Source organism: Streptococcus sp. Marseille-Q8145 (assembly GCF_965112035.1).
Map to the genome: position 1 here is coordinate 213,261 of NZ_CBCOPQ010000002.1, position 18,669 is coordinate 231,929.

Here is an 18,669-nt window from a genome sequence, read left to right on the forward strand (position 1 = left end):
CTTTTGATGAAACAACTTTAGATGATGCGGTATCTTTGGAATCTTTAAAAGAAAGCCTCTTCGATATACTTAAATTAGAAGAACAAAATATTATTTTGCCAGAGTTATATGAAATATACGCAAAAGTATTATTTAAATTAGAGCAATTTGATGATGCTATAGTTTACTTTGAGGAAAATATAATGTATATAAGCGAAGAATCGAGATTAATGTATATTAAAGCATGTGAACAAGTTGGAAATATAAAACAAGCTGAATATATACGTCGAAATTATTAATGATAGAATTAAGGAGAAAAATCATGATCAACCGTTACTCTCGCCCCGAAATGGCGAACATTTGGACTGAAGAAAATAAGTATAAGGCTTGGCTGGAGGTAGAGATTCTGGCTGATGAGGCCTGGGCTGAGCTGGGTGAGATTCCCAAGGAAGATGTGGCTTTGATTCGTGAGAAGGCTGGTTTTGACATTGACCGCATTTTGGAGATTGAGCAGGAGACGCGCCACGATGTGGTGGCTTTCACGCGGGCAGTTTCTGAGACGCTGGGCGAAGAGCGCAAGTGGGTGCACTATGGCCTGACCTCGACCGATGTGGTGGATACGGCCTACGGTTACCTCTACAAGCAGGCCAATGATATCATCCGTGAGGATCTGCGTCGCTTCACTGACATCATTGCAGAGCGGGCGCGGGAGCACAAGTTCACCATCATGATGGGTCGTACCCACGGGGTGCATGCGGAGCCGACGACCTTTGGTCTTAAGCTCGCGACTTGGTATAGCGAAATGAAGCGCAACATTGAGCGTTTTGAGATTGCGGCTGCGGGTGTGGAAGCCGGGAAAATCTCTGGTGCAGTTGGGAACTTTGCCAACATTCCGCCATTTGTGGAAAGCTATGTCTGTGAGAAATTAGGCATCCGTCCGCAGGAGATTTCGACTCAAGTTCTGCCACGTGACCTCCACGCTGAATATTTCTCTGCTTTGGCCTTGATTGCAACGTCTATTGAGCGCATGGCGACTGAAATTCGCGGTCTGCAAAAGTCTGAACAGCGTGAGGTAGAAGAGTTCTTTGCTAAGGGTCAAAAAGGTTCATCGGCTATGCCTCATAAACGCAACCCTATCGGCTCTGAAAATATGACTGGTCTGGCGCGTGTCATTCGTGGGCACATGGTGACAGCCTTTGAGAATGTCTCTCTCTGGCATGAGCGCGACATTTCCCACTCATCAGCTGAGCGGATTATCGCACCGGACACGACCATTCTCATCGACTACATGCTCAACCGTTTTGGAAATATCGTTAAGAATTTGACGGTCTTCCCAGAAAACATGAAGCGCAACATGAACTCGACCTTTGGTCTCATCTTCAGCCAGCGGGCTATGTTGACCTTGATCGAAAAAGGCATGACACGGGAGCAGGCTTATGACTTGGTGCAGCCAAAGACCGCCCAGTCTTGGGATAATCAAGTGGACTTCAAGCCTCTGCTCGAAGCGGACCCAGAAGTCACTTCCCGTCTGACTCAGGAAGAGATCGATGAAATCTTCAATCCTACTTACTACACCAAGCGCGTGGATGAAATCTTCAAGCGCGTGGGCTTAGATTAAACAAAAAAGATGGAGGCTGGGACAAAAGTCCAGGCTTTTGAATCTAACTTAGAAAAATAGATGACGCAGTGATTGATTGGTATCTTCCTTCGCTTTTTAAGCTCCAAAGATGACCTAATCAACTGTGCGGGGGTGGGAAGACGAACTTTTTTAACTTGTTTGAAGTTCTTTCCCGCTCCCGTTTTCTTTATCTTAAATTTGACTAGCCAACTGCCCAATTTTCTTGAGCATTTCTTGGCGTTGTTGGTCTGTTTTGCGTTCTACCCCGCTGAGCTCTGTCAGTTTGACTGGAGAAATACCGCAAGGTTTCAGGATTTGATTTTTAAGTACCTTGCCATAGTCTTGGACGAAAGGCAAGGCAAAACCTGGAGTATTGTGGCTGACGATAATCCAGCCGGTCTTGCCTTGTAGGTGGCCTTGGAGTCCGACTTTCTTATAAGAGTAGGCGAAATCAGCCACAAAGACACAATCAATAAAGCCTTTGAGAATAGCAGGCATACCGCTCCACCAGATAGGGAAAATGAAAATCAGATGCTCTGCCCAAGTAATCAAATCGCGGTATTTTGCCATTTCAGGGTCTTTGTGCAAGTCACGACGTCTATGTTCTTGGTCAAAGCGTAAGATAGGATCAAAATTTTCAGCATACAAGTCCAAGGTTTTCACTTCGAGCTTCTTAGAAAGATTGCTTTGAACCTCTTTAAGAATAGCTGCATTGAAGCCAGTTGGGCTGGGGTAGGTGTAAATAATCAAGGTTTTCATGATCGTTCTCCTTTGATATAAATGTCGAGCATGTGCTCAATCGTGCTTTGGATGGCTTGAGGATCAAGGTCTTGTCCGATAGGACTGTTGGTCAGAACGGCCAGACCTGTGATAAAGCTCCAAAAGTGAAAAAGGCTTTCTGCTTCGCTATTGCTAAAATTTTCCTCCTTGCGAAGCTTTAAAACAAGCTCCTTAAATTTATCAAATCCAGGCAAGTCAGACTCCAAGAGAATGGTGTCCTGCGTCACTTTCATATATTTAAAAGGAAATTTGATAAAGAGAGCTTCGAAAAAATGAGGGTAAGTCTTGGCAAAAATAATGAAATTAAGTCCAAGCTGGGTCAGTTGCTCACGCGCAGAAGTTGTCGCATCAATGCTCTGATTGATTTCCTGATTTAGAAACTGCGAAAGCTGACCTAAAACCACCTTGAAGTAGCCTTCCTTGCTCTCAAAATGGCGGTATGGAGTGCCGTGAGTTACACCGCAGGCCTTGGCAACAGTCCTGAGCGAGAGCTGCTCAATCCCATGTTTTCCGATTTCGTCAATCCCCGTTTGAATGAGCTGTTCTTTCAGCTGGGCACTATTGCGTTTCATTCATCTCCTCCAAAAGTATACACTGTCTACTTATCTATCTTTAGTATACGCTGTCTACTTTTTCTTGCCAACTAATTTGATGCTTTCTTCTATTCTAGGATGTGGCAGAATTTGCTTTCGGTAAGATAAAATGTTAAAATAATATTGAAATGATAGCGCTTTCTTTTAGGGCGAATTGCTCATCGTAAAGAAACGCTGAGAAACGGAGGACACCTATGAAGAAAATTATCAACGATCCAACAGCGGTTGTGGACGAGATGCTGGACGGCTTGGCCTATATTCACAGCGATTTGGTTTATCGGGTGGAGGGCTTCGATATCATTGCCCGCAAGAGTGAGAAGACAGGCAAGGTCGGCTTGATTTCTGGCGGTGGCAGTGGTCATGAGCCTTCCCATGCTGGCTTTGTCGGTGAGGGCATGCTGTCGGCCGCTATCTGCGGAGCGGTCTTTACTTCACCAACACCTGACCAGGTCTTGCAGGCTATCAAGGAAGCAGATGAGGGTGCTGGGGTCTTCATGGTGATTAAGAATTATTCCGGTGACATCATGAACTTTGAAATGGCTCAGGAAATGGCTGAGATGGAAGGGATTGAGGTGGCTAGTGTCGTCGTAGATGACGATATCGCAGTGGAAGACAGCCTCTATACGCAAGGTCGCCGCGGAGTGGCTGGTACGATTCTTGTCCATAAGATTCTAGGGGATGCGGCGCGTGCAGGCAAATCTCTGACTGAAATCAAGGTGCTAGCTGATGAGCTGGTCAAAAATATCCACACAGTCGGCTTGGCTCTGAGCGGGGCAACCGTACCGGAAGTCGGCAAGCCTGGTTTTGTTTTGGCTGATGATGAAATAGAGTTCGGCATTGGCATCCATGGTGAGCCTGGCTATCGCAAGGAAAAGATGCAGCCGTCTAAGGACTTAGCTAAGGAATTGGTCGAGAAGCTCAGTCAGTCTGTTGAGCTCAAATCTGGTAAGAAGATCGGTATTCTCATCAATGGTATGGGTGCAACACCGCTCATGGAGCAGTATGTCTTTGCGGCCGATGTAGCAAATCTCCTGGCAGATGCTGGAGTCGAAGTTGTCTATAAAAAGCTGGGTAATTACATGACTTCTATTGATATGGCGGGGATTTCTCTGACCTTTATCCAGCTAGACCGGCCAGACTGGCTGACAGCTCTCAACAGTCTTGTCACGACAGCCGCTTGGTAAGGAGGTGCTTATGGACGCAGCAAGAGCAAAAAAATGGATGCAGTTGTTCAACGAAAAGATCCAGAGTCAGAAAGACTATCTGTCTGACCTTGATACCCCCATCGGCGATGGTGATCATGGCGCCAATATGGCTAGGGGAATGGCAGCAGCAGTAGAGAATCTAGCTGCTAAGAACTTTGCTAGTGCGGCTGAGGTTTTTCAGGCTGTTTCTATGCAGCTGATTAGCAAGGTGGGCGGTGCTACCGGACCTCTCTATGGCTCGGCCTTCATGGGCATGGCCAAGGCTGAAAAAGACGGCAAGGACTTGTCAGAAGTTATCCAAGCTGGGCTGGACATGATTCAGAAGCGGGGCAAGGCTGTGCCTAGTGAGAAGACTATGGTGGATGTCTGGTCGGAGATTCCTCTTTCTCTGCAGTCTGGAGACTTGACGCATGAAAAAATTGGCTCCCTAGTGGAAGCGACCAAAGATCTGAAAGCGACCAAGGGGCGGGCTTCCTATGTCGGTGAGCGCTCTATTGGTCATATCGATCCCGGTTCGGCTTCATCTGGTCTCCTCTTTGAGGCTCTTCTAGAAACGGAGGCAGGCTGATGGCAGATACTGGCATTCTTATCGTTTCCCATTCCAAAAACCTGGCCCAAGGCTTGTTTGATCTCATTTCGCAGGTGGCGGCAGATGTGGCCATCAGCTATGTGGGCGGGTTGGACGATGGCAGCATCGGGACGAGCTTTGAAGGGATTCAGGCAGCTTTAGATGTTAATGACAAGGACACTATTTTGGCCTTTTTCGATCTGGGTTCGGCTCGGATGAATCTGGAAATGGTCGCAGACTTCTCTGACAAGGAAATCATTATCAATAATGTTCCTTTGGTAGAAGGCGCTTATACGGCTGCTGCTCTTCTTCAGGCCGGGGCAGATTTGCCTAATGTTTTGCTTCAGGTTCGTGAATTAGAAATAAAGAAATAGCAGGTTTTCTAAAGACTTGATAAACGATTTCATTTGAAAAATAAAGAACATTTTATATCAAAAAGCTGGGATTCAATCTCAGCTTTTTTGCTTTATCGCTGTACCAATTTTCAGGAGAATAGCTAGTGTTTCTTATTTTTTCTTCCTTAGGATAATTGAAAAACAGGACAAATTAATAGGACCTGTTTACTTTTTGACACAATTCACTTTTTAATGAACAAAAGTTCTTAGAATGGATTGCAAATTGGTATAGATAGGTTTATAATAAAGATAGGCTAGTTGGTCAGGAAATGAAAAACGACAGCTCATGAGAACCATCGTTTTTCAGATTAATGATCGCGACTAGAAGAAATAAATTTGATTTTGAAGAAATCACCACGCTTGTAGGTTTCGCTATACTCTAGGATTTGTCCAGTATTTTCCAGTTTTGTGATCTTGACTTGATGCACAGTTGGGAAGTTTGGATCAATTTCTAAGGTTTTGGCAATGTCTTTTGGCGTTGGAAAGACGATTTCGTTGGTTTCTTCGAAATACTCATCATTCATGTGGATGTGATAATCCGTTTTGAAGCGATTGTAGATCGAGCTGTAGTAGTCCAGATCTGGATAGTTTGGATTGATGTACTGCTCAGGAATGTAGGTTTGGTGATAAATATAGACTTTATCGCCTGTCCTTCTGATACGGTCAATCTTGTAGTAGAACTGGGACGGTGTTAGTTCTAGTTTTTCCAAGATTCTCAATTCATTTCCACGTTCGATGGACAGAACAGTCACCTTATCCTTTTGGATAGGGAAAGTTTCGATATCAGAGAATTCCACACGCTTGTGTTTTCTTGCGCGTGAAACAAATGTTCCCTTCCCTTGCTGACGGATGATGTAGCCATCATTCGCAAGTTCGTTCAAAGCGCGGACAACGGTGATGGAACTAACATTGAACATCTTGATTAATTCAGCTTCTGTGTAGAATCTATCACCGTTTTCAAAGTTACCAGAAATGATTTGTTGTTTTAAATCATCTTTGATTTGTTGATATTTAGGAATAGCCATTGTGCTCACCTCTCTTTTTTTATCCCTCTCTATATTGATTTTAACATATTTTTAAAAAAAATGTTGACATTTATGTAAAAGTTTATTATATTAATATTAACAAGAAATGAAAGCGTTTTAAATCTAGGAGGAATGGGGAGATGAAGAGATTTGAAATAGGCTCTTCTTTCTACTTGGATGGTCAGGAGTTTAAGATTTTATCAGGAGCGATTCACTATTTTCGGATTCAGCCGGAAGACTGGTATCACTCGCTCTATAATCTTAAAGCCCTAGGCTTCAATACAGTTGAAACCTATGTTCCTTGGAACGTGCACGAGCCAAAGAAAGGCCAGTTTGACTTTCAGGGGATTTTAGATATTGAGAAGTTTCTTCAGACTGCTCAAGATTTAGGATTGTATGCCATCGTTCGCCCTTCGCCCTTTATCTGTGCGGAGTGGGAATTTGGCGGCATGCCAGCCTGGCTTTTGACTGAGGATATGAGAATCCGTTCTTCTGATGCTTCCTATCTTCAAGCTGTTGCAGACTACTATGATGAGTTGCTTCCTCGCTTGGTTCCAAGGCTCTTGGACAAGGGCGGGAATATCCTCATGATGCAAGTGGAAAATGAATATGGCTCTTACGGGGAGGATAAAGACTACCTGAGAGCGATTCGGCAGATGATGTTGGACCGAGGCCTTGATTGTCCGCTCTTTACATCGGATGGTCCTTGGCGGGCGACGTTGAGAGCCGGTACGCTGATTGAGGAAGATTTATTTGTTACAGGAAATTTCGGCTCCAAGGCAGATTATAATTTTGCCCAGATGCAGGAATTCTTTGATGAGCATGGCAAAAAATGGCCGCTCATGTGTATGGAGTTTTGGGATGGTTGGTTCAATCGTTGGAAAGAACCAATTATCAAAAGGGATCCTGAGGAGTTGGCTCAAGCTGTTCATGAGGTTCTAAAACAAGGCTCTATCAACCTCTATATGTTTCATGGCGGCACCAATTTTGGCTTCATGAATGGCTGCTCGGCCAGAGGTGTGACGGATTTACCACAGGTGACTTCGTATGATTACGATGCCCTGCTCGATGAACAGGGAAATCCAACTCCGAAATATTTTGCAGTGCAAAAAATGATGGAGACCTACTATCCTGAGTACCCACAAATGAAACCGCTCACAAAAGAATCTTTTGAACTGAGAGATATTGCTCTGAGTGAGAAGGTGAGTTTGTTTGAGACATTAGCTGATTTGGCTCAGCCAGTAGAGAGTCTCTATCCTGTCAAAATGGAGGATTTGGGGCAGAGCTATGGCTACTTGCTTTACCGTACCGAAGCCAGCTGGGACGCGGATGAGGAAAAAATTCGGGTGATTGACGGGCGAGACCGGATGCAGCTTTTTGTGGACAGCAAGCTTATGGAAACCCAGTATCAAGCAGAGATTGGTCAAGATATCTTTGTTGCTGGGGAAAAGAAAGCTACCCACCGTATTGACGTCCTGATGGAAAACATGGGGCGGGTCAATTACGGGCATAAGTTCTTAGCAGATACCCAGCGAAAAGGGATTCGGACGGGTGTTTGCAAGGATTTGCACTTCTTGCTGAATTGGCAGCAGTATCCACTTTCTTTTGAAAACACAGAAAACATTGATTTTTCAAAAGGATGGCAGCCAGAGCAACCAGCTTTCTACGCTTTTGACTTTGAAATGAAAGCGCTTAAGGATACCTATTTAGACTTGTCCGGTTTTGGAAAGGGTCTTGCCTTTGTAAATGGCGTCAACATCGGCCGTTTCTGGAATGTTGGACCAACCTTATCGCTTTATATTCCGCATAGCCTTCTGAAAGAAGGACATAACCGTATCATCATTTTTGAAACGGAAGGGGAATATGAAGAATCAATTAACCTAGTTAACCAACCTACATTTAAAACAATAAAGGGGGAAAATTTATGACAATAGTAGGTGCACGTATCGATGGACGTTTGATCCATGGACAGGTAGCCAATCTCTGGACTACCAAGCTCAATATTTCACGCATTATGGTGATTGACGATGAGGTAGCTGAAAATGCTATCGAAAAGAGCGGACTTAAGCTGGCAACGCCGCCAGGAGTGAAGCTCAGCATTTTGCCAATCGCTAAAGCAGCAGAGAACATCTTGGCTGGTAAGTATGACTCACAACGACTCTTTATCGTCGCTCGCAAACCAGACCGTTTCCTTCGTTTGGTAGAAGCTGGAGTTCCACTGGAAACATTGAACGTCGGCAATATGTCTCAGTCAGACGAAACTCGCCCCATCACTCGTTCCATCAATGTGGTAGATGCAGATGTGGAAGCTTTCCACAAACTGCATGAAAAAGGAGTGAAGCTGACAGCTCAGATGGTTCCAAATGATCCGGTTGCGGATTTTATGAATTTGTTAAAATAAGGAAAAATTTTTAGGAGGTCATTGTCATGATACAATGGTGGCAAATTTTACTACTCACTCTGTACTCAGCTTATCAAATCTGCGATGAGTTGACGATCGTTTCTTCAGCAGGTTCACCTGTATTTGCTGGATTTATCACGGGTCTCATCATGGGAGATTTACCTACAGGTTTATTGATTGGTGCCAACCTTCAATTGGTGGTACTTGGTGTTGGTACCTTCGGTGGTGCATCTCGTATTGATGCTACTTCTGGTGCGGTTCTTGCGACTGCTTTCTCAGTAGCTCAAGGTCTTGATCCAGAGCTTGCTATTGCTACAATCGCTGTGCCGGTAGCAACTTTGTTGACATACTTCGACATTCTTGGTCGTATGACTACAACTTACTTCGCTCACCGTGTGGATGCTGCGATTGAACGCTTTGACTACAAAGGCATCGAACGCAACTATCTCCTTGGTGCGATTCCTTGGGCTCTTTCTCGTGCCCTACCAGTCTTCTTTGCCCTTGCCTTTGGTGGAGCTTTTGTAGAAACTGTTGTTACAGGTCTCGGTAATGTACAATGGTTGGCAAACGGTTTGAAACTTGCAGGTCAAATGCTTCCAGGTCTTGGATTTGCAATCTTGCTTCGTTATCTTCCAGTTAAACGCAACCTTCACTACTTGGCACTTGGATTTGGCTTGACAGCTATGTTGACAGTACTTTACAGTAATGTTCAAAGCCTGGGTGCTGCAGTGTCTAGCATTGTTGGTTCTGAAGTGTTCTCTAAACTTCCAAAAGAACAAGCTATTACTTTTGTTAACAACTTCAAGAGTGTATCTATGATTGGTATCGCCATCATCGGTGTCTTTCTTGCAGTACAACACTTCAAAAACAGCCAACGTACAGTCGTAGCTGCTCCAGTAACTGAATCAGAAAGCGGGGAAATTGAAGATGACGAATTCTAATTACAAACTAACAAAAGAAGATTTTAAACAGATTAACAAACGTAGCTTGTTTACCTTCCAATTAGGTTGGAACTATGAGCGTATGCAGGCTTCTGGTTACCTTTACATGATTTTGCCACAATTACGCAAAATGTATGGAGACGGTACACCTGAACTGAAAGAAATGATGAAATTGCATACGCAATTCTTCAATACTTCACCATTCTTCCACACCATTATCACTGGTTTTGACCTTGCTTTGGAAGAAAAAGATGGTGTGAAATCAAAAGATGCGGTCAATGGTATCAAGACAGGTCTCATGGGGCCATTCGCTCCTCTTGGAGACTCAATCTTTGGATCATTGGTACCAGCTATTATGGGTTCAATCGCAGCAACTTTAGCTGTTGCGGGAAACCCAGCCGGTATCTTCCTATGGATCGCTGTTGCGGTTGCTTATGACATTTTCCGTTGGAAACAATTGGAATTTGCCTATAAAGAAGGGGTTAACCTCGTCAACAATATGCAAAGTACTTTGACAGCTTTGATTGATGCTGCATCCGTACTTGGTGTTTTCATGGTTGGTGCCCTGATTGCTAGCATGATTGGTGTTGAAGTTTCTTGGGTTCCACACATCGGGGACAAAGCGATTGAAATTCAAGATATGCTTAACTTGGTCTTCCCACGCTTGGTACCAGCTATCATCACAGGTGTAATCTTCTGGTTGCTTGGACGTAAGGGTATGAACTCTACAAAAGCTATCTTGCTCATCATTCTTGCAGCGATTGCGTTCTCAGCGTTTGGCCACTTCTTCTTTGGAATGGCATAATGGTGTAAATTATGAGCAAACAATTAATTTTGATTAGTCATGGTCGCTTTTGTGAAGAGCTGAAAACAACCACTGAGATGATTATGGGACCTCAAGCGGATATTCATGCCGTTGCCTTGTTGCCAGAGGAGGGACCAGATGATTTCACAGCTAAATTTTTAGATACAGTCAAGGATTTTGATGACTATATTGTCTTTGCAGATCTTTTGGGAGGCACACCATGTAATGTAGTCAGCCGCCTTATTTTAGAAGGTAAGGATATTGACTTGTACGCCGGTATGAATCTGCCGATGGTGATTGAGTTTCTCAATGCTTCTCTGACAGGAGCTGATGTTGACTATCCGAAAAATGCAGTCGAAAATATCGTTAAAGTCAATGATATTTTAGCAGGCTTATCAGATGATGAGGATGAGTAGGACTGTTTTCTAAGGAAAAAAGAAATGAAGGGGAGTGGGGAATTTTCCCATTCCCTCTTTTAAAAGCAAATAACTAATATATCGATGTTTATTTTTGAAAGGACTACCATGCTAGATTATTCAAAAGAGAAACTGGTTGAATTAGGCGCTGAAATCACCACGCGTGAAATCTACCAACAGCCAGATGTTTGGCAGACAGCTTTTAATCATTACAAGGATCAGGCTGACCAAATCGCTGCTTTTCTAAAAGGTATTGAAGAAAAGCATGATTATATAAAAGTTATCTTTACAGGTGCGGGAACTTCGGCTTATGTGGGCGATACGCTATTGCCATATTTCAGAAAGCTTTATAATGAGCGCCAATGGAATTTTAATTCGGTTGCGACGACTGATATTGTGGCGAATCCTGAAGTGCATCTGCATAAGGAAATTCCAACGGTTCTTGTTTCTTTTGCCCGCAGTGGCAATTCGCCAGAAAGTGTTGCGACAGTGGACTTAGCCAAGCAGCTGGTTGATGAGCTTTATCAAGTGACCATTACCTGTGCTGCAGAGGGGAAACTAGCTCAGCAGGCACATGGTGATGAGCGGAATCTCCTCTTATTGCAACCAGCTCCATCAAATGATGCTGGCTTTGCCATGACTTCCAGTTTCACCTCTATGATGTTGACAGCTCTATTGGTTTTTGACCCAGCAGATTTGGCTCAAAAAGAAGCAAGAGTAGCTGAGTTGATTGCCTTGAGTCAAAAGGTTTTGGCAGATGTAGCTGACGTTCAGGATTTGACAGAATTAGACTTTAACCGGGTCATTTACCTTGGAGCAGGGCCTTTCTTTGGTTTGGCGCACGAAGCACAGCTGAAAATTTTGGAGTTGACAGCTGGGAAGGTTGCGACCATGTATGAAAGTCCAGTCGGCTTCCGCCATGGACCAAAATCTCTGATTAACGAAGAGACGCTTGTGCTGGTATTTGGCTCAAGGGATGCATACACCAAACGCTACGATTTGGATTTGGTGCGTGAAGTGGCAGGAGATCAGATTGCTCGCAAGGTGGTCTTCTTTACAGAGCGCAGAGAAGACTTGGAAAATGTTGAGCAAGTGGTTCTTGAAAGTGATATCTTGGAAGATAGCTATCGAGCCTTCCCTTACATCGTCTATGCTCAGCTCTTCTCTCTCTTGACTTCTTTGAAAGTGAGAAATCGACCAGATACACCGTCTCCGACAGGTACGGTCAATCGGGTCGTTCAGGGAGTTATCATCCACCCTTTCCAGCAGTAGAAAGCTAAATATGGATAAGTCAAACATTAGTCATGGGAAAGCTAGTTATTAAAAAGACTTTCAGATAAAAAGGATGGCCTTCCCTCCTTGTCCCTTGACTAAGTCAAGAAAGAGAGTGGGACAGAAATCGGTCATTCGTTAGAATTCGATTTCATCGTCCCACCTCCGCACAGTTGAGTAGGGCTGTAAAAGCTGATGAAATCAGCGTAGTAGAGCCCACTCAACCACTGCGTCTTGCTCGAAAATCCAAAGACAATTGAGAGGCTAGGACTTTTGTCCCAGACTCGAGATAGAGGGAGATTGTATGAAATCTTATCAAGAATCTATTTTTGGTACTTTTAAAGGACAGGATGTCTTAGCCTACACCTTTGAAAATAAGTTAGGCTATCGCTTCAAGGTCATGAACTATGGCGCAACGATTTTAGAATATCAGACGCCGGATAAAAATGGTGATTTTGCCAATATTATTTTAGGCTTTGATCGTTTTGAGGATTATGTTGGCAATAGTCCCAAGCATGGTGCCAGCGTGGGACCAGTTGCGGGACGGATTGCGAATGCTAGCTTTGTGTTGAATGGGCAGTCCTACCAGCTGGAAGTCAATAATGGCCAGAATTGCAACCACAGTGGCTCTACTGGCTGGGACAGTGTGATTTTCCAGACAGAGGAAGTCACAAACGAGGGCGTCACATTTTATACAGAGCGCCTAGACGGGACGGGCGGCTTCCCTGGAAATTTGAAAATCTGGATTTCCTATTACTTATCGGAAAAAGGGGAGATTGAGATTTCCTATCAGGTTCAGACAGATCAGGATAGTTTGGTCAATCCGACCAACCACAGCTATTTCAATCTGTCAGGTAATTTTAGTCAGCCGATTGATCAGCATGTCCTCCAGCTACATACCAAAGGGGTGTATCCGATTGCTCCTGACGGTTTGCCAGCAAAAGAAGTGGATGCAGATCGTGGCTTTGTCAAAGGTCTACAAACAGGTCTAGCGCTGAAAGAAATTTTTACAGACCAAGACGAGCAAATTCAGGTCGTGTCAGGGCTGGATCATCCATTTGTTCTAGATAAAGAGCAGAAAGAGGCAGGATATCTTTATGATCCGGCATCAGGTCGCTATCTGACTTTCCGTACGGATGCTCCTTGTGTCGTGACTTATTCGGCAAATTTTGTTGATGATTCAGTTATCATCAATGGACAGCCAATGATTCAGCATAATGGTATAGCGCTGGAAGCACAAGCCTTGCCTGATGCGATTCACAGTGACTTGAAAGATCAGGTCATTCTCAAGGCAGGAAGCCTCTTCACCAGCACCACCGTTTATTTTGCAGGAGTGAGATAAACGGCAAACTTGCTTCATTTGAAGTGTATCTCACCTGGCGATAGTAGCCTCAGATACAAGAAAACGGCAGAATCCCCCTCTGCCGTTTTTACTATTATTTTATTGGTTATCTAAGTCTTGTGGTTGGAAAATTTGATTGTAACGTTCTTCGTCTTCTTGGTTATCACGGATAACTTTGGCAAGAGTGAATGAAGAAGAAATCAGTCCGACAGAACCCATGAGATAGTATCCTTTAACCATCAAAGGCTCTTTCAAAGTATAGAGGCCGACGAGAACAAGAGTCACAAAGAAGGCGAATGAGCCCCAAGCCATAAACATAAAGGCTGGTGTATTCCGATAAGTTTTCTTTTTAAGGTTGTTCATATCTAAAATCTCCTTTTCGATTTTTTTCATTGTATCATGAGTTTTTGAGACAGTCAATGAAATAGAGGCTATTTTAATCAGACTGAACAATTCATATTAGTTTGTATCATCTTACTAAGATATCTAAAAGTATTTTATTTTTAAAAAATATTTTTTCTTTAAGCAAATTTTAAGATAAGGAAGTTATACTAATACCATCAAATGAAGACCTCCTAACTTTATTTGATAGAAATCCTAAAACTTTTTCATAATAATCTCCCATAAGAGCCACCAAATTCGGTGGCTTTTTTTGTATTCAGAAGCGGGTCGGAATGCTTCTTCTGCCCTATTTTTTGCTATAATAGTTCTATGAGTAGAATTTTAGATAATGAATTGATGGGGGATGAGGAGCTGGTAGAACGTACCCTCCGTCCTCAGTATTTAAGAGAATATATTGGTCAGGACAAGGTCAAAGATCAGCTGAAAATTTTTATTGAAGCGGCTAAATTGCGGGATGAGGCGTTGGATCATACTTTGCTTTTTGGTCCTCCAGGTCTGGGAAAGACGACTATGGCCTTTGTCATCGCCAACGAACTCGGTGTGAATATCAAGCAAACTTCTGGTCCGGTCATTGAAAAGGCTGGTGATTTGGTGGCCATTCTCAATGATTTGGAGCCAGGTGATGTACTCTTTATCGATGAGATTCATCGTTTGCCTATGGCGGTAGAGGAAGTACTATATAGCGCCATGGAGGACTTTTACATCGACATTATGATTGGGACTGGCGAAACCAGTCGCAGCGTCCATCTGGAATTGCCGCCTTTCACATTAATTGGGGCGACCACTCGGGCGGGCATGCTGTCCAATCCTCTGCGGGCTCGCTTTGGGATTACCGGTCATATGGAGTATTATGAAGCCAGCGATCTGACCGAAATCGTCGAGCGGACGGCAGAGATTTTTGAGATGGATATTACCCACGAGGCTGCTCGGGAGCTGGCTCTGCGTAGCCGAGGAACGCCGCGGATTGCCAATCGTCTGCTCAAGCGGGTGCGGGACTACGCGCAGATTATGGGCAATGGCTTGATTGATGATAAGATAACCGACCAAGCTCTCTCCATGTTGGACGTGGACCGAGAAGGGCTGGACTATGTGGATCAGAAAATCCTACGAACCATGATTGAAGTTTATGGGGGTGGTCCAGTGGGGTTGGGAACCCTCTCAGTCAATATTGCTGAGGAGCGCGAAACGGTAGAGGACATGTATGAGCCTTACCTGATTCAGAAAGGCTTTGTCATGCGGACTCGGACTGGGCGCGTGGCGACTCGCAAAGCCTATGAGCATCTAGGATATGAGTATATGGAGGAATGATGACCGATCAAGAGATTTTAGAGAGGCTGAGTCAGGATCAGGATATCCGAGCGATTTTGGGAATAATCCGCAGTCTGCGGCTCGAGGACTCTTGGCTGGCTGCGGGTAGTGTCAGAAATTTTATTTGGAATATCTTGTCTGGCAAGCCGGGCTTTGATGCCGAAACGGATGTGGATGTTATATTCTTTGATCCAACTGTGTCTTATGAGAAAACTTTGCAGCTGGAGATGGAGCTGAGAAAAGCTTTTCCCGCTTATTCTTGGGAGCTGAAAAATCAAGTTTATATGCACATTCATAGTCCCAACACCCAGCCCTATACTAGCTCGAAAGATGCCATGAGCAAGTATCCTGAGTGCTGCACAGCTATCGGTCTTCGATTGCTAGAAAATGATAAGTTAGAGCTTTTTGCGCCCTATGGCTTGGCAGATATTCGAGCATTTCAGGTTCGACCGACACCGCATTTTTTAGCGGATGCGGATCGAAAGAAGCTTTATATGGAAAGAATTCATAATAAAAACTGGCAGGCTAAATGGCCACAATTAAGTTTTGAATATCTTTCTGAAGAAAAGTAAAGTTTAATCTGGTGCAAGCTAGATTGAGTAGGTTACTGCCTCAATGATTTGCACTTTTATGTAAGTCGGCATAATTAGCGGTTTTTCAGAGCCCGCTTCCGCTGTCACAGAATAATCGAGAAAGCTCCGCAGTTTTCTTTTTATTCTGGTATAATAGATCTATGAAGAAAATTGTATTTGTTTGTTTAGGAAATATCTGCCGTAGTCCGATGGCAGAGTTTGTTATGAAAAGTCTGACCGATGATATACACATCGAGAGTCGAGCAACATCTAGTTGGGAGCATGGCAACCCTATACATCAAGGGACTCAGGCTATTTTTAAGAAGCATACGATTTCTTATGACAAAGGAAAGACTTCTCAGCAGATTTCAGCGCAAGATTTTGCAGAATTTGATTGCATCATCGGCATGGATGAAGCCAATATTCGAGATTTGAAGAAAATGGCGCCAGCGGATTTTCAGGATAAAATCTACCAGTTTGCTGATCTCGGTGTGCCGGATCCTTGGTACACAGGTGATTTCGATGAGACTTATGACCTGATTTTGGCTGGTTGCCATAAGTGGTTAGAACGCTTAAATGGATGAAAAATGGATAAAATAAAAGAATTTTACGATAAATATAAAATCTATCTGACCCGTCAGAATCTAGAAATTTTAGCTGTGACTGTGATTGCTTTGTCAGCAATTTTAGTGTTTACCTCCAATATCCCTAGTAAGGGTGTGCTAACGCTGGATCAAGGTAAGATAAAATATGAAGGCAGTCTAGTTCACGGAAAGATGAACGGCGAAGGTACCCTGACTTTTAAAAATGGGGATAGCTATAAAGGGCATTTCAAAAATGGTACTTTTGACGGCAAAGGGACTTTTACCTCCAAGGCTGGTTGGAAATATGAAGGTGAGTTTGCCAATGGTCAAGCCAATGGTAAAGGAAAACTGACGACAGAAAGTAATGTCGTCTATGAAGGAACGTTCAAGCAAGGAATTTATCAAAATGCGCATTAGATGGTTTTCACTGGTTCGGATTACTGGACTGGTCTTGGTGTTACTCTATCATTACTTTCAGGGAGTTTTTCCTGGAGGTTTTATTGGAGTGGACATCTTTTTCACTTTTTCAGGATTTTTGATTACTTCATTATTGATTGATGAGTTTACAAGAAGTCGGACGATTGATATTATGGGCTTTCTGAAACGGCGCTTTTATCGTATCGTTCCTCCGCTAGTTTTTATGATTTTGGTCATCATGCCCTTTACTTTATTGATCCGTCGGGACTTTGTAGCAGGTATCGGGACGCAGATTTCAGCTGCTCTTGGTTTTGTGACCAATTTTTATGAAATGATGTCGGGCGGTAGTTATGAAAGCCAGTTTGTACCGCATTTGCTGATTCACACTTGGAGTTTGGCACTGGAAGTGCATTACTATATCCTCTGGGGCTTGGCTGCTTGGGGCATTAGCAAGATTAGCAAGTCAGTTGCTCAGTATCGGGGGCTGATTTCTCTGACTTCAATTGCTCTGTTTCTGTTCAGTTTCTTGGCTATGTTTATCGGAGCCTTTTTCAGCAAGAATTACTCCAATATTTATTTCTCAAGTTTGACCCATGTCTTTCCTTTCTTTGCCGGGACAGTGCTAGCGACTTTTTCTGGAGTCGGAAATGTGGGCGTTCAAATGAAGAAACTGGAAGAAAAGGTCGAAATCAAGCAAGTCTTGATCGCTTTAGCTGGCAGTTTTGTTCTTCTTCTTTTGCTCAGCTTTATTTTGAAATTTGACAGCCTGTGGACTTATTTATTTGGTTTCTTGATTTCAACACTTCTGGCTTGTGTCATGATAGCAGCAACCCGCATCTTGCACGATAAATTGCCAAATATTAAGGAGCCTAGTCCTCTCAACTTTATTGCAGATACTAGCTATGGTGTTTACCTCTTCCATTGGCCTTTCTATATTATTTTTACTCAGTTGATTAGCAATGGTTGGGCTGTGCTTTTGACTACAATCTTGAGTTTTGGTTTCGCGGCTCTTTCCTTCTATATTTTAGAGCCGACTTTAGCTGGACGGAAGCCTCGGATTTTTGGCAAGGAGATGAATGTAACATCCATCACCAAGCCGATTTTCTACAGTTTCATTCCGCTGACATTTATCTTGCTTATTATCACCATCACAGCTCCGTCTGTGGGTGCCTTTGAGGAAAGCCTGATTGTCAATGCTTTGAATCAAGCCGATACGAAAATGCAGACAACTCGTAAGCACGCTGACCAAAAAACTGCGACAAATTATAACGTGGCAGAGGGAACGACTGTTATTGGTGATTCGGTCACTTTGCGCTCCGCTGAATGGATCCAAGAGGCTATACCTGACGCTCAAGTCGATGCAGTGGTTAGCCGTAATTTAGTGTCTGGTCTGGAATTTTTCAAGAACGATATTGCTAACCAAACACTGCTTCAAAACGTCGTCTTGGCATTGGGAACCAATCCAGTTGACAATTATGAAGAATTGCTGGATCAGTATATCGAGCTCTTGCCAAAAGGCCATCGCTTGATTTTAGTCACGCCATATGATGGCCGGACAGCCAATGATCCAAGTAGTATTCCTGTTAAGATGCGACAATACGAACTTGAACTTGCTAAGAAATACGATTTTGTATATGTAGCAGACTGGTATCAGGTAGCGATTAATAATCCGCAGATTTGGATTGGAACAGACTATGTTCATTATGGGGCAGATTCAGAGTCAATGGCAGAGGGAGGTAAACTCTACTCTAACATGTTGAAAGAAGCCTTGGCTGCCGCTTCAAGTGGCAGTGTTAAGCCATAAAACTAGCTCGGTTATTTAGCCGAGCTCATTTTATAACAAAAAAGAAAGCGCTAACATATTTTTAAGGAAAAGTATGTGAAATTTTTAAGAATAGATATAGAATTTAGTAAAAAAGCCTGAAATATCAGTGTTTAAAAAATAATCCATAAAAAGTTTGTGAACTTTTGTTGAAAGTGTTTACAAATTTGTAGGAATAGAGTATAATTATATTGTGAAATAATTAACAAAGGTTAAAATCTTCA

21 protein-coding genes are annotated in these 18,669 nt (G+C 43.3%); 17 read left to right on the forward strand and 4 right to left on the reverse strand.

Going from position 1 to position 18,669, the window contains the following annotated elements; genetic code table 11:
- Nucleotides 1-35 precede the first annotated feature (35 nt).
- Both ACWPVL_RS04440 and purB read left to right on the forward strand, forming a co-directional pair.
- A complete protein-coding gene (locus ACWPVL_RS04440) occupies nucleotides 36-278 on the forward strand; it encodes a hypothetical protein (protein ID WP_454387177.1) in 243 nt (80 codons plus the stop codon).
- A gap of 23 nt (nucleotides 279-301) precedes the next feature.
- Entirely contained in the window at nucleotides 302-1,597 is a 1,296-nt protein-coding gene (gene purB, locus ACWPVL_RS04445) for an adenylosuccinate lyase (RefSeq protein ID WP_009443505.1), read from the forward strand.
- A 192-nt stretch (nucleotides 1,598-1,789) separates the two neighbouring features.
- Here purB and ACWPVL_RS04450 read toward each other — a convergent pair whose 3' ends face one another.
- Both ACWPVL_RS04450 and ACWPVL_RS04455 read right to left on the reverse strand, forming a co-directional pair.
- Nucleotides 1,790-2,356: an NAD(P)H-dependent oxidoreductase gene (locus ACWPVL_RS04450; RefSeq protein WP_454387179.1), complete on the reverse strand. Its 567-nt coding sequence runs from the start codon at nucleotides 2,354-2,356 to the stop codon at nucleotides 1,790-1,792.
- Nucleotides 2,353-2,949: a TetR/AcrR family transcriptional regulator gene (locus ACWPVL_RS04455; protein ID WP_454387181.1), complete on the reverse strand. Its 597-nt coding sequence runs from the start codon at nucleotides 2,947-2,949 to the stop codon at nucleotides 2,353-2,355. The genes ACWPVL_RS04450 and ACWPVL_RS04455 overlap by 4 nt, the downstream gene beginning before the upstream one ends.
- Nucleotides 2,950-3,164: 215 nt before the next feature.
- Here ACWPVL_RS04455 and dhaK point away from each other — a divergent pair, with 215 nt between their 5' ends.
- From dhaK to dhaM, 3 genes are read left to right on the forward strand one after another with little or no spacing between them, the layout of a single operon-like run.
- Nucleotides 3,165-4,154, forward strand: coding sequence for a dihydroxyacetone kinase subunit DhaK (gene dhaK / locus ACWPVL_RS04460; protein ID WP_148878359.1), 990 nt, complete (start codon nucleotides 3,165-3,167; stop codon nucleotides 4,152-4,154).
- A gap of 10 nt (nucleotides 4,155-4,164) precedes the next feature.
- Nucleotides 4,165-4,743 (forward strand): dihydroxyacetone kinase subunit DhaL, encoded by a 579-nt coding sequence (gene dhaL / locus ACWPVL_RS04465; protein ID WP_454387183.1) that lies wholly within the window; start codon nucleotides 4,165-4,167, stop codon nucleotides 4,741-4,743.
- Entirely contained in the window at nucleotides 4,743-5,117 is a 375-nt protein-coding gene (gene dhaM / locus ACWPVL_RS04470; RefSeq protein WP_125371666.1) for a dihydroxyacetone kinase phosphoryl donor subunit DhaM, read from the forward strand. Before dhaL ends, dhaM begins: the two co-directional genes overlap by 1 nt.
- 329 nt (nucleotides 5,118-5,446) lie before the next feature.
- Here the strand turns inward: dhaM and ACWPVL_RS04475 are convergent, their stop codons facing one another.
- Nucleotides 5,447-6,163: a GntR family transcriptional regulator gene (locus ACWPVL_RS04475; RefSeq protein WP_005591344.1), complete on the reverse strand. Its 717-nt coding sequence runs from the start codon at nucleotides 6,161-6,163 to the stop codon at nucleotides 5,447-5,449.
- A gap of 140 nt (nucleotides 6,164-6,303) precedes the next feature.
- Between ACWPVL_RS04475 and ACWPVL_RS04480 the strand changes: the two genes are divergently transcribed.
- The 7 genes from ACWPVL_RS04480 (at nucleotide 6,304) to ACWPVL_RS04510 (ending at nucleotide 13,340) form a co-directional block, all read left to right on the forward strand.
- Nucleotides 6,304-8,091 carry a glycoside hydrolase family 35 protein gene (locus tag ACWPVL_RS04480; RefSeq protein WP_454387186.1) on the forward strand — a complete coding sequence of 596 codons (1,788 nt, stop codon included), beginning with the start codon at nucleotides 6,304-6,306 and terminating at the stop codon, nucleotides 8,089-8,091.
- Nucleotides 8,088-8,564, forward strand: a complete 477-nt coding sequence (locus tag ACWPVL_RS04485; protein WP_045498334.1) for a PTS system mannose/fructose/N-acetylgalactosamine-transporter subunit IIB — start codon at nucleotides 8,088-8,090, stop codon at nucleotides 8,562-8,564. Before ACWPVL_RS04480 ends, ACWPVL_RS04485 begins: the two co-directional genes overlap by 4 nt.
- 26 nt (nucleotides 8,565-8,590) lie before the next feature.
- Entirely contained in the window at nucleotides 8,591-9,505 is a 915-nt protein-coding gene (locus tag ACWPVL_RS04490; RefSeq protein WP_045498332.1) for a PTS mannose/fructose/sorbose/N-acetylgalactosamine transporter subunit IIC, read from the forward strand.
- On the forward strand, nucleotides 9,492-10,310 hold the full coding sequence (locus tag ACWPVL_RS04495) for a PTS system mannose/fructose/sorbose family transporter subunit IID (protein WP_048791777.1): 819 nt from the start codon (nucleotides 9,492-9,494) through the stop codon (nucleotides 10,308-10,310). Before ACWPVL_RS04490 ends, ACWPVL_RS04495 begins: the two co-directional genes overlap by 14 nt.
- 11 nt (nucleotides 10,311-10,321) lie before the next feature.
- Nucleotides 10,322-10,726 (forward strand): PTS sugar transporter subunit IIA, encoded by a 405-nt coding sequence (locus ACWPVL_RS04500; RefSeq protein ID WP_015604195.1) that lies wholly within the window; start codon nucleotides 10,322-10,324, stop codon nucleotides 10,724-10,726.
- Between the two features lie 108 nt (nucleotides 10,727-10,834).
- Nucleotides 10,835-11,998 (forward strand): SIS domain-containing protein, encoded by a 1,164-nt coding sequence (locus tag ACWPVL_RS04505; RefSeq protein WP_454387189.1) that lies wholly within the window; start codon nucleotides 10,835-10,837, stop codon nucleotides 11,996-11,998.
- 304 nt (nucleotides 11,999-12,302) lie between these two features.
- Nucleotides 12,303-13,340 (forward strand): aldose epimerase family protein, encoded by a 1,038-nt coding sequence (locus tag ACWPVL_RS04510; RefSeq protein ID WP_454387191.1) that lies wholly within the window; start codon nucleotides 12,303-12,305, stop codon nucleotides 13,338-13,340.
- A gap of 99 nt (nucleotides 13,341-13,439) precedes the next feature.
- On the opposite strand, the gene ACWPVL_RS04515 is transcribed toward ACWPVL_RS04510, so the two are convergent.
- A complete protein-coding gene (locus ACWPVL_RS04515; protein WP_181951260.1) occupies nucleotides 13,440-13,703 on the reverse strand; it encodes a YiaA/YiaB family inner membrane protein in 264 nt (87 codons plus the stop codon).
- A 348-nt stretch (nucleotides 13,704-14,051) separates the two neighbouring features.
- Between ACWPVL_RS04515 and ruvB the strand changes: the two genes are divergently transcribed.
- The 5 genes from ruvB (at nucleotide 14,052) to ACWPVL_RS04540 (ending at nucleotide 18,427) form a co-directional block, all read left to right on the forward strand.
- Complete coding sequence (gene ruvB, locus ACWPVL_RS04520) at nucleotides 14,052-15,050, forward strand: Holliday junction branch migration DNA helicase RuvB (protein ID WP_454387194.1); 999 nt, start codon at nucleotides 14,052-14,054, stop codon at nucleotides 15,048-15,050.
- Entirely contained in the window at nucleotides 15,047-15,622 is a 576-nt protein-coding gene (locus ACWPVL_RS04525; RefSeq protein ID WP_454387196.1) for a nucleotidyltransferase family protein, read from the forward strand. The genes ruvB and ACWPVL_RS04525 overlap by 4 nt, the downstream gene beginning before the upstream one ends.
- 161 nt (nucleotides 15,623-15,783) lie before the next feature.
- Nucleotides 15,784-16,206 carry a low molecular weight protein-tyrosine-phosphatase gene (locus ACWPVL_RS04530; RefSeq protein WP_454387198.1) on the forward strand — a complete coding sequence of 141 codons (423 nt, stop codon included), beginning with the start codon at nucleotides 15,784-15,786 and terminating at the stop codon, nucleotides 16,204-16,206.
- A 3-nt stretch (nucleotides 16,207-16,209) separates the two neighbouring features.
- Nucleotides 16,210-16,623: a hypothetical protein gene (locus ACWPVL_RS04535; RefSeq protein ID WP_454387199.1), complete on the forward strand. Its 414-nt coding sequence runs from the start codon at nucleotides 16,210-16,212 to the stop codon at nucleotides 16,621-16,623.
- Nucleotides 16,613-18,427 (forward strand): acyltransferase family protein, encoded by a 1,815-nt coding sequence (locus tag ACWPVL_RS04540; RefSeq protein ID WP_454387201.1) that lies wholly within the window; start codon nucleotides 16,613-16,615, stop codon nucleotides 18,425-18,427. The genes ACWPVL_RS04535 and ACWPVL_RS04540 overlap by 11 nt, the downstream gene beginning before the upstream one ends.
- The last annotated feature ends 242 nt before the right edge of the window (nucleotides 18,428-18,669 follow it).

Bases quoted from the DNA above. Each gene is read 5' to 3' on its own strand.
- ACWPVL_RS04515 (WP_181951260.1), bottom strand. From the start codon at position 13,703: ATGAACAACCTTAAAAAGAAAACTTATCGGAATACACCAGCCTTTATG.
- ACWPVL_RS04495 (WP_048791777.1), top strand. From the start codon at position 9,492: ATGACGAATTCTAATTACAAACTAACAAAAGAAGATTTTAAACAGATT.
- ACWPVL_RS04510 (WP_454387191.1), top strand. From the start codon at position 12,303: ATGAAATCTTATCAAGAATCTATTTTTGGTACTTTTAAAGGACAGGAT.
- dhaM (WP_125371666.1), top strand. From the start codon at position 4,743: ATGGCAGATACTGGCATTCTTATCGTTTCCCATTCCAAAAACCTGGCC.
- dhaK (WP_148878359.1), top strand. From the start codon at position 3,165: ATGAAGAAAATTATCAACGATCCAACAGCGGTTGTGGACGAGATGCTG.
- ACWPVL_RS04540 (WP_454387201.1), top strand. From the start codon at position 16,613: ATGCGCATTAGATGGTTTTCACTGGTTCGGATTACTGGACTGGTCTTG.
- purB (WP_009443505.1), top strand. From the start codon at position 302: ATGATCAACCGTTACTCTCGCCCCGAAATGGCGAACATTTGGACTGAA.
- ACWPVL_RS04530 (WP_454387198.1), top strand. From the start codon at position 15,784: ATGAAGAAAATTGTATTTGTTTGTTTAGGAAATATCTGCCGTAGTCCG.
- ACWPVL_RS04500 (WP_015604195.1), top strand. From the start codon at position 10,322: ATGAGCAAACAATTAATTTTGATTAGTCATGGTCGCTTTTGTGAAGAG.
- ACWPVL_RS04475 (WP_005591344.1), bottom strand. From the start codon at position 6,163: ATGGCTATTCCTAAATATCAACAAATCAAAGATGATTTAAAACAACAA.
- ACWPVL_RS04490 (WP_045498332.1), top strand. From the start codon at position 8,591: ATGATACAATGGTGGCAAATTTTACTACTCACTCTGTACTCAGCTTAT.
- dhaL (WP_454387183.1), top strand. From the start codon at position 4,165: ATGGACGCAGCAAGAGCAAAAAAATGGATGCAGTTGTTCAACGAAAAG.
- ACWPVL_RS04450 (WP_454387179.1), bottom strand. From the start codon at position 2,356: ATGAAAACCTTGATTATTTACACCTACCCCAGCCCAACTGGCTTCAAT.
- ACWPVL_RS04525 (WP_454387196.1), top strand. From the start codon at position 15,047: ATGATGACCGATCAAGAGATTTTAGAGAGGCTGAGTCAGGATCAGGAT.
- ACWPVL_RS04535 (WP_454387199.1), top strand. From the start codon at position 16,210: ATGGATAAAATAAAAGAATTTTACGATAAATATAAAATCTATCTGACC.
- ACWPVL_RS04480 (WP_454387186.1), top strand. From the start codon at position 6,304: ATGAAGAGATTTGAAATAGGCTCTTCTTTCTACTTGGATGGTCAGGAG.
- ruvB (WP_454387194.1), top strand. From the start codon at position 14,052: ATGAGTAGAATTTTAGATAATGAATTGATGGGGGATGAGGAGCTGGTA.
- ACWPVL_RS04505 (WP_454387189.1), top strand. From the start codon at position 10,835: ATGCTAGATTATTCAAAAGAGAAACTGGTTGAATTAGGCGCTGAAATC.
- ACWPVL_RS04455 (WP_454387181.1), bottom strand. From the start codon at position 2,949: ATGAAACGCAATAGTGCCCAGCTGAAAGAACAGCTCATTCAAACGGGG.
- ACWPVL_RS04485 (WP_045498334.1), top strand. From the start codon at position 8,088: ATGACAATAGTAGGTGCACGTATCGATGGACGTTTGATCCATGGACAG.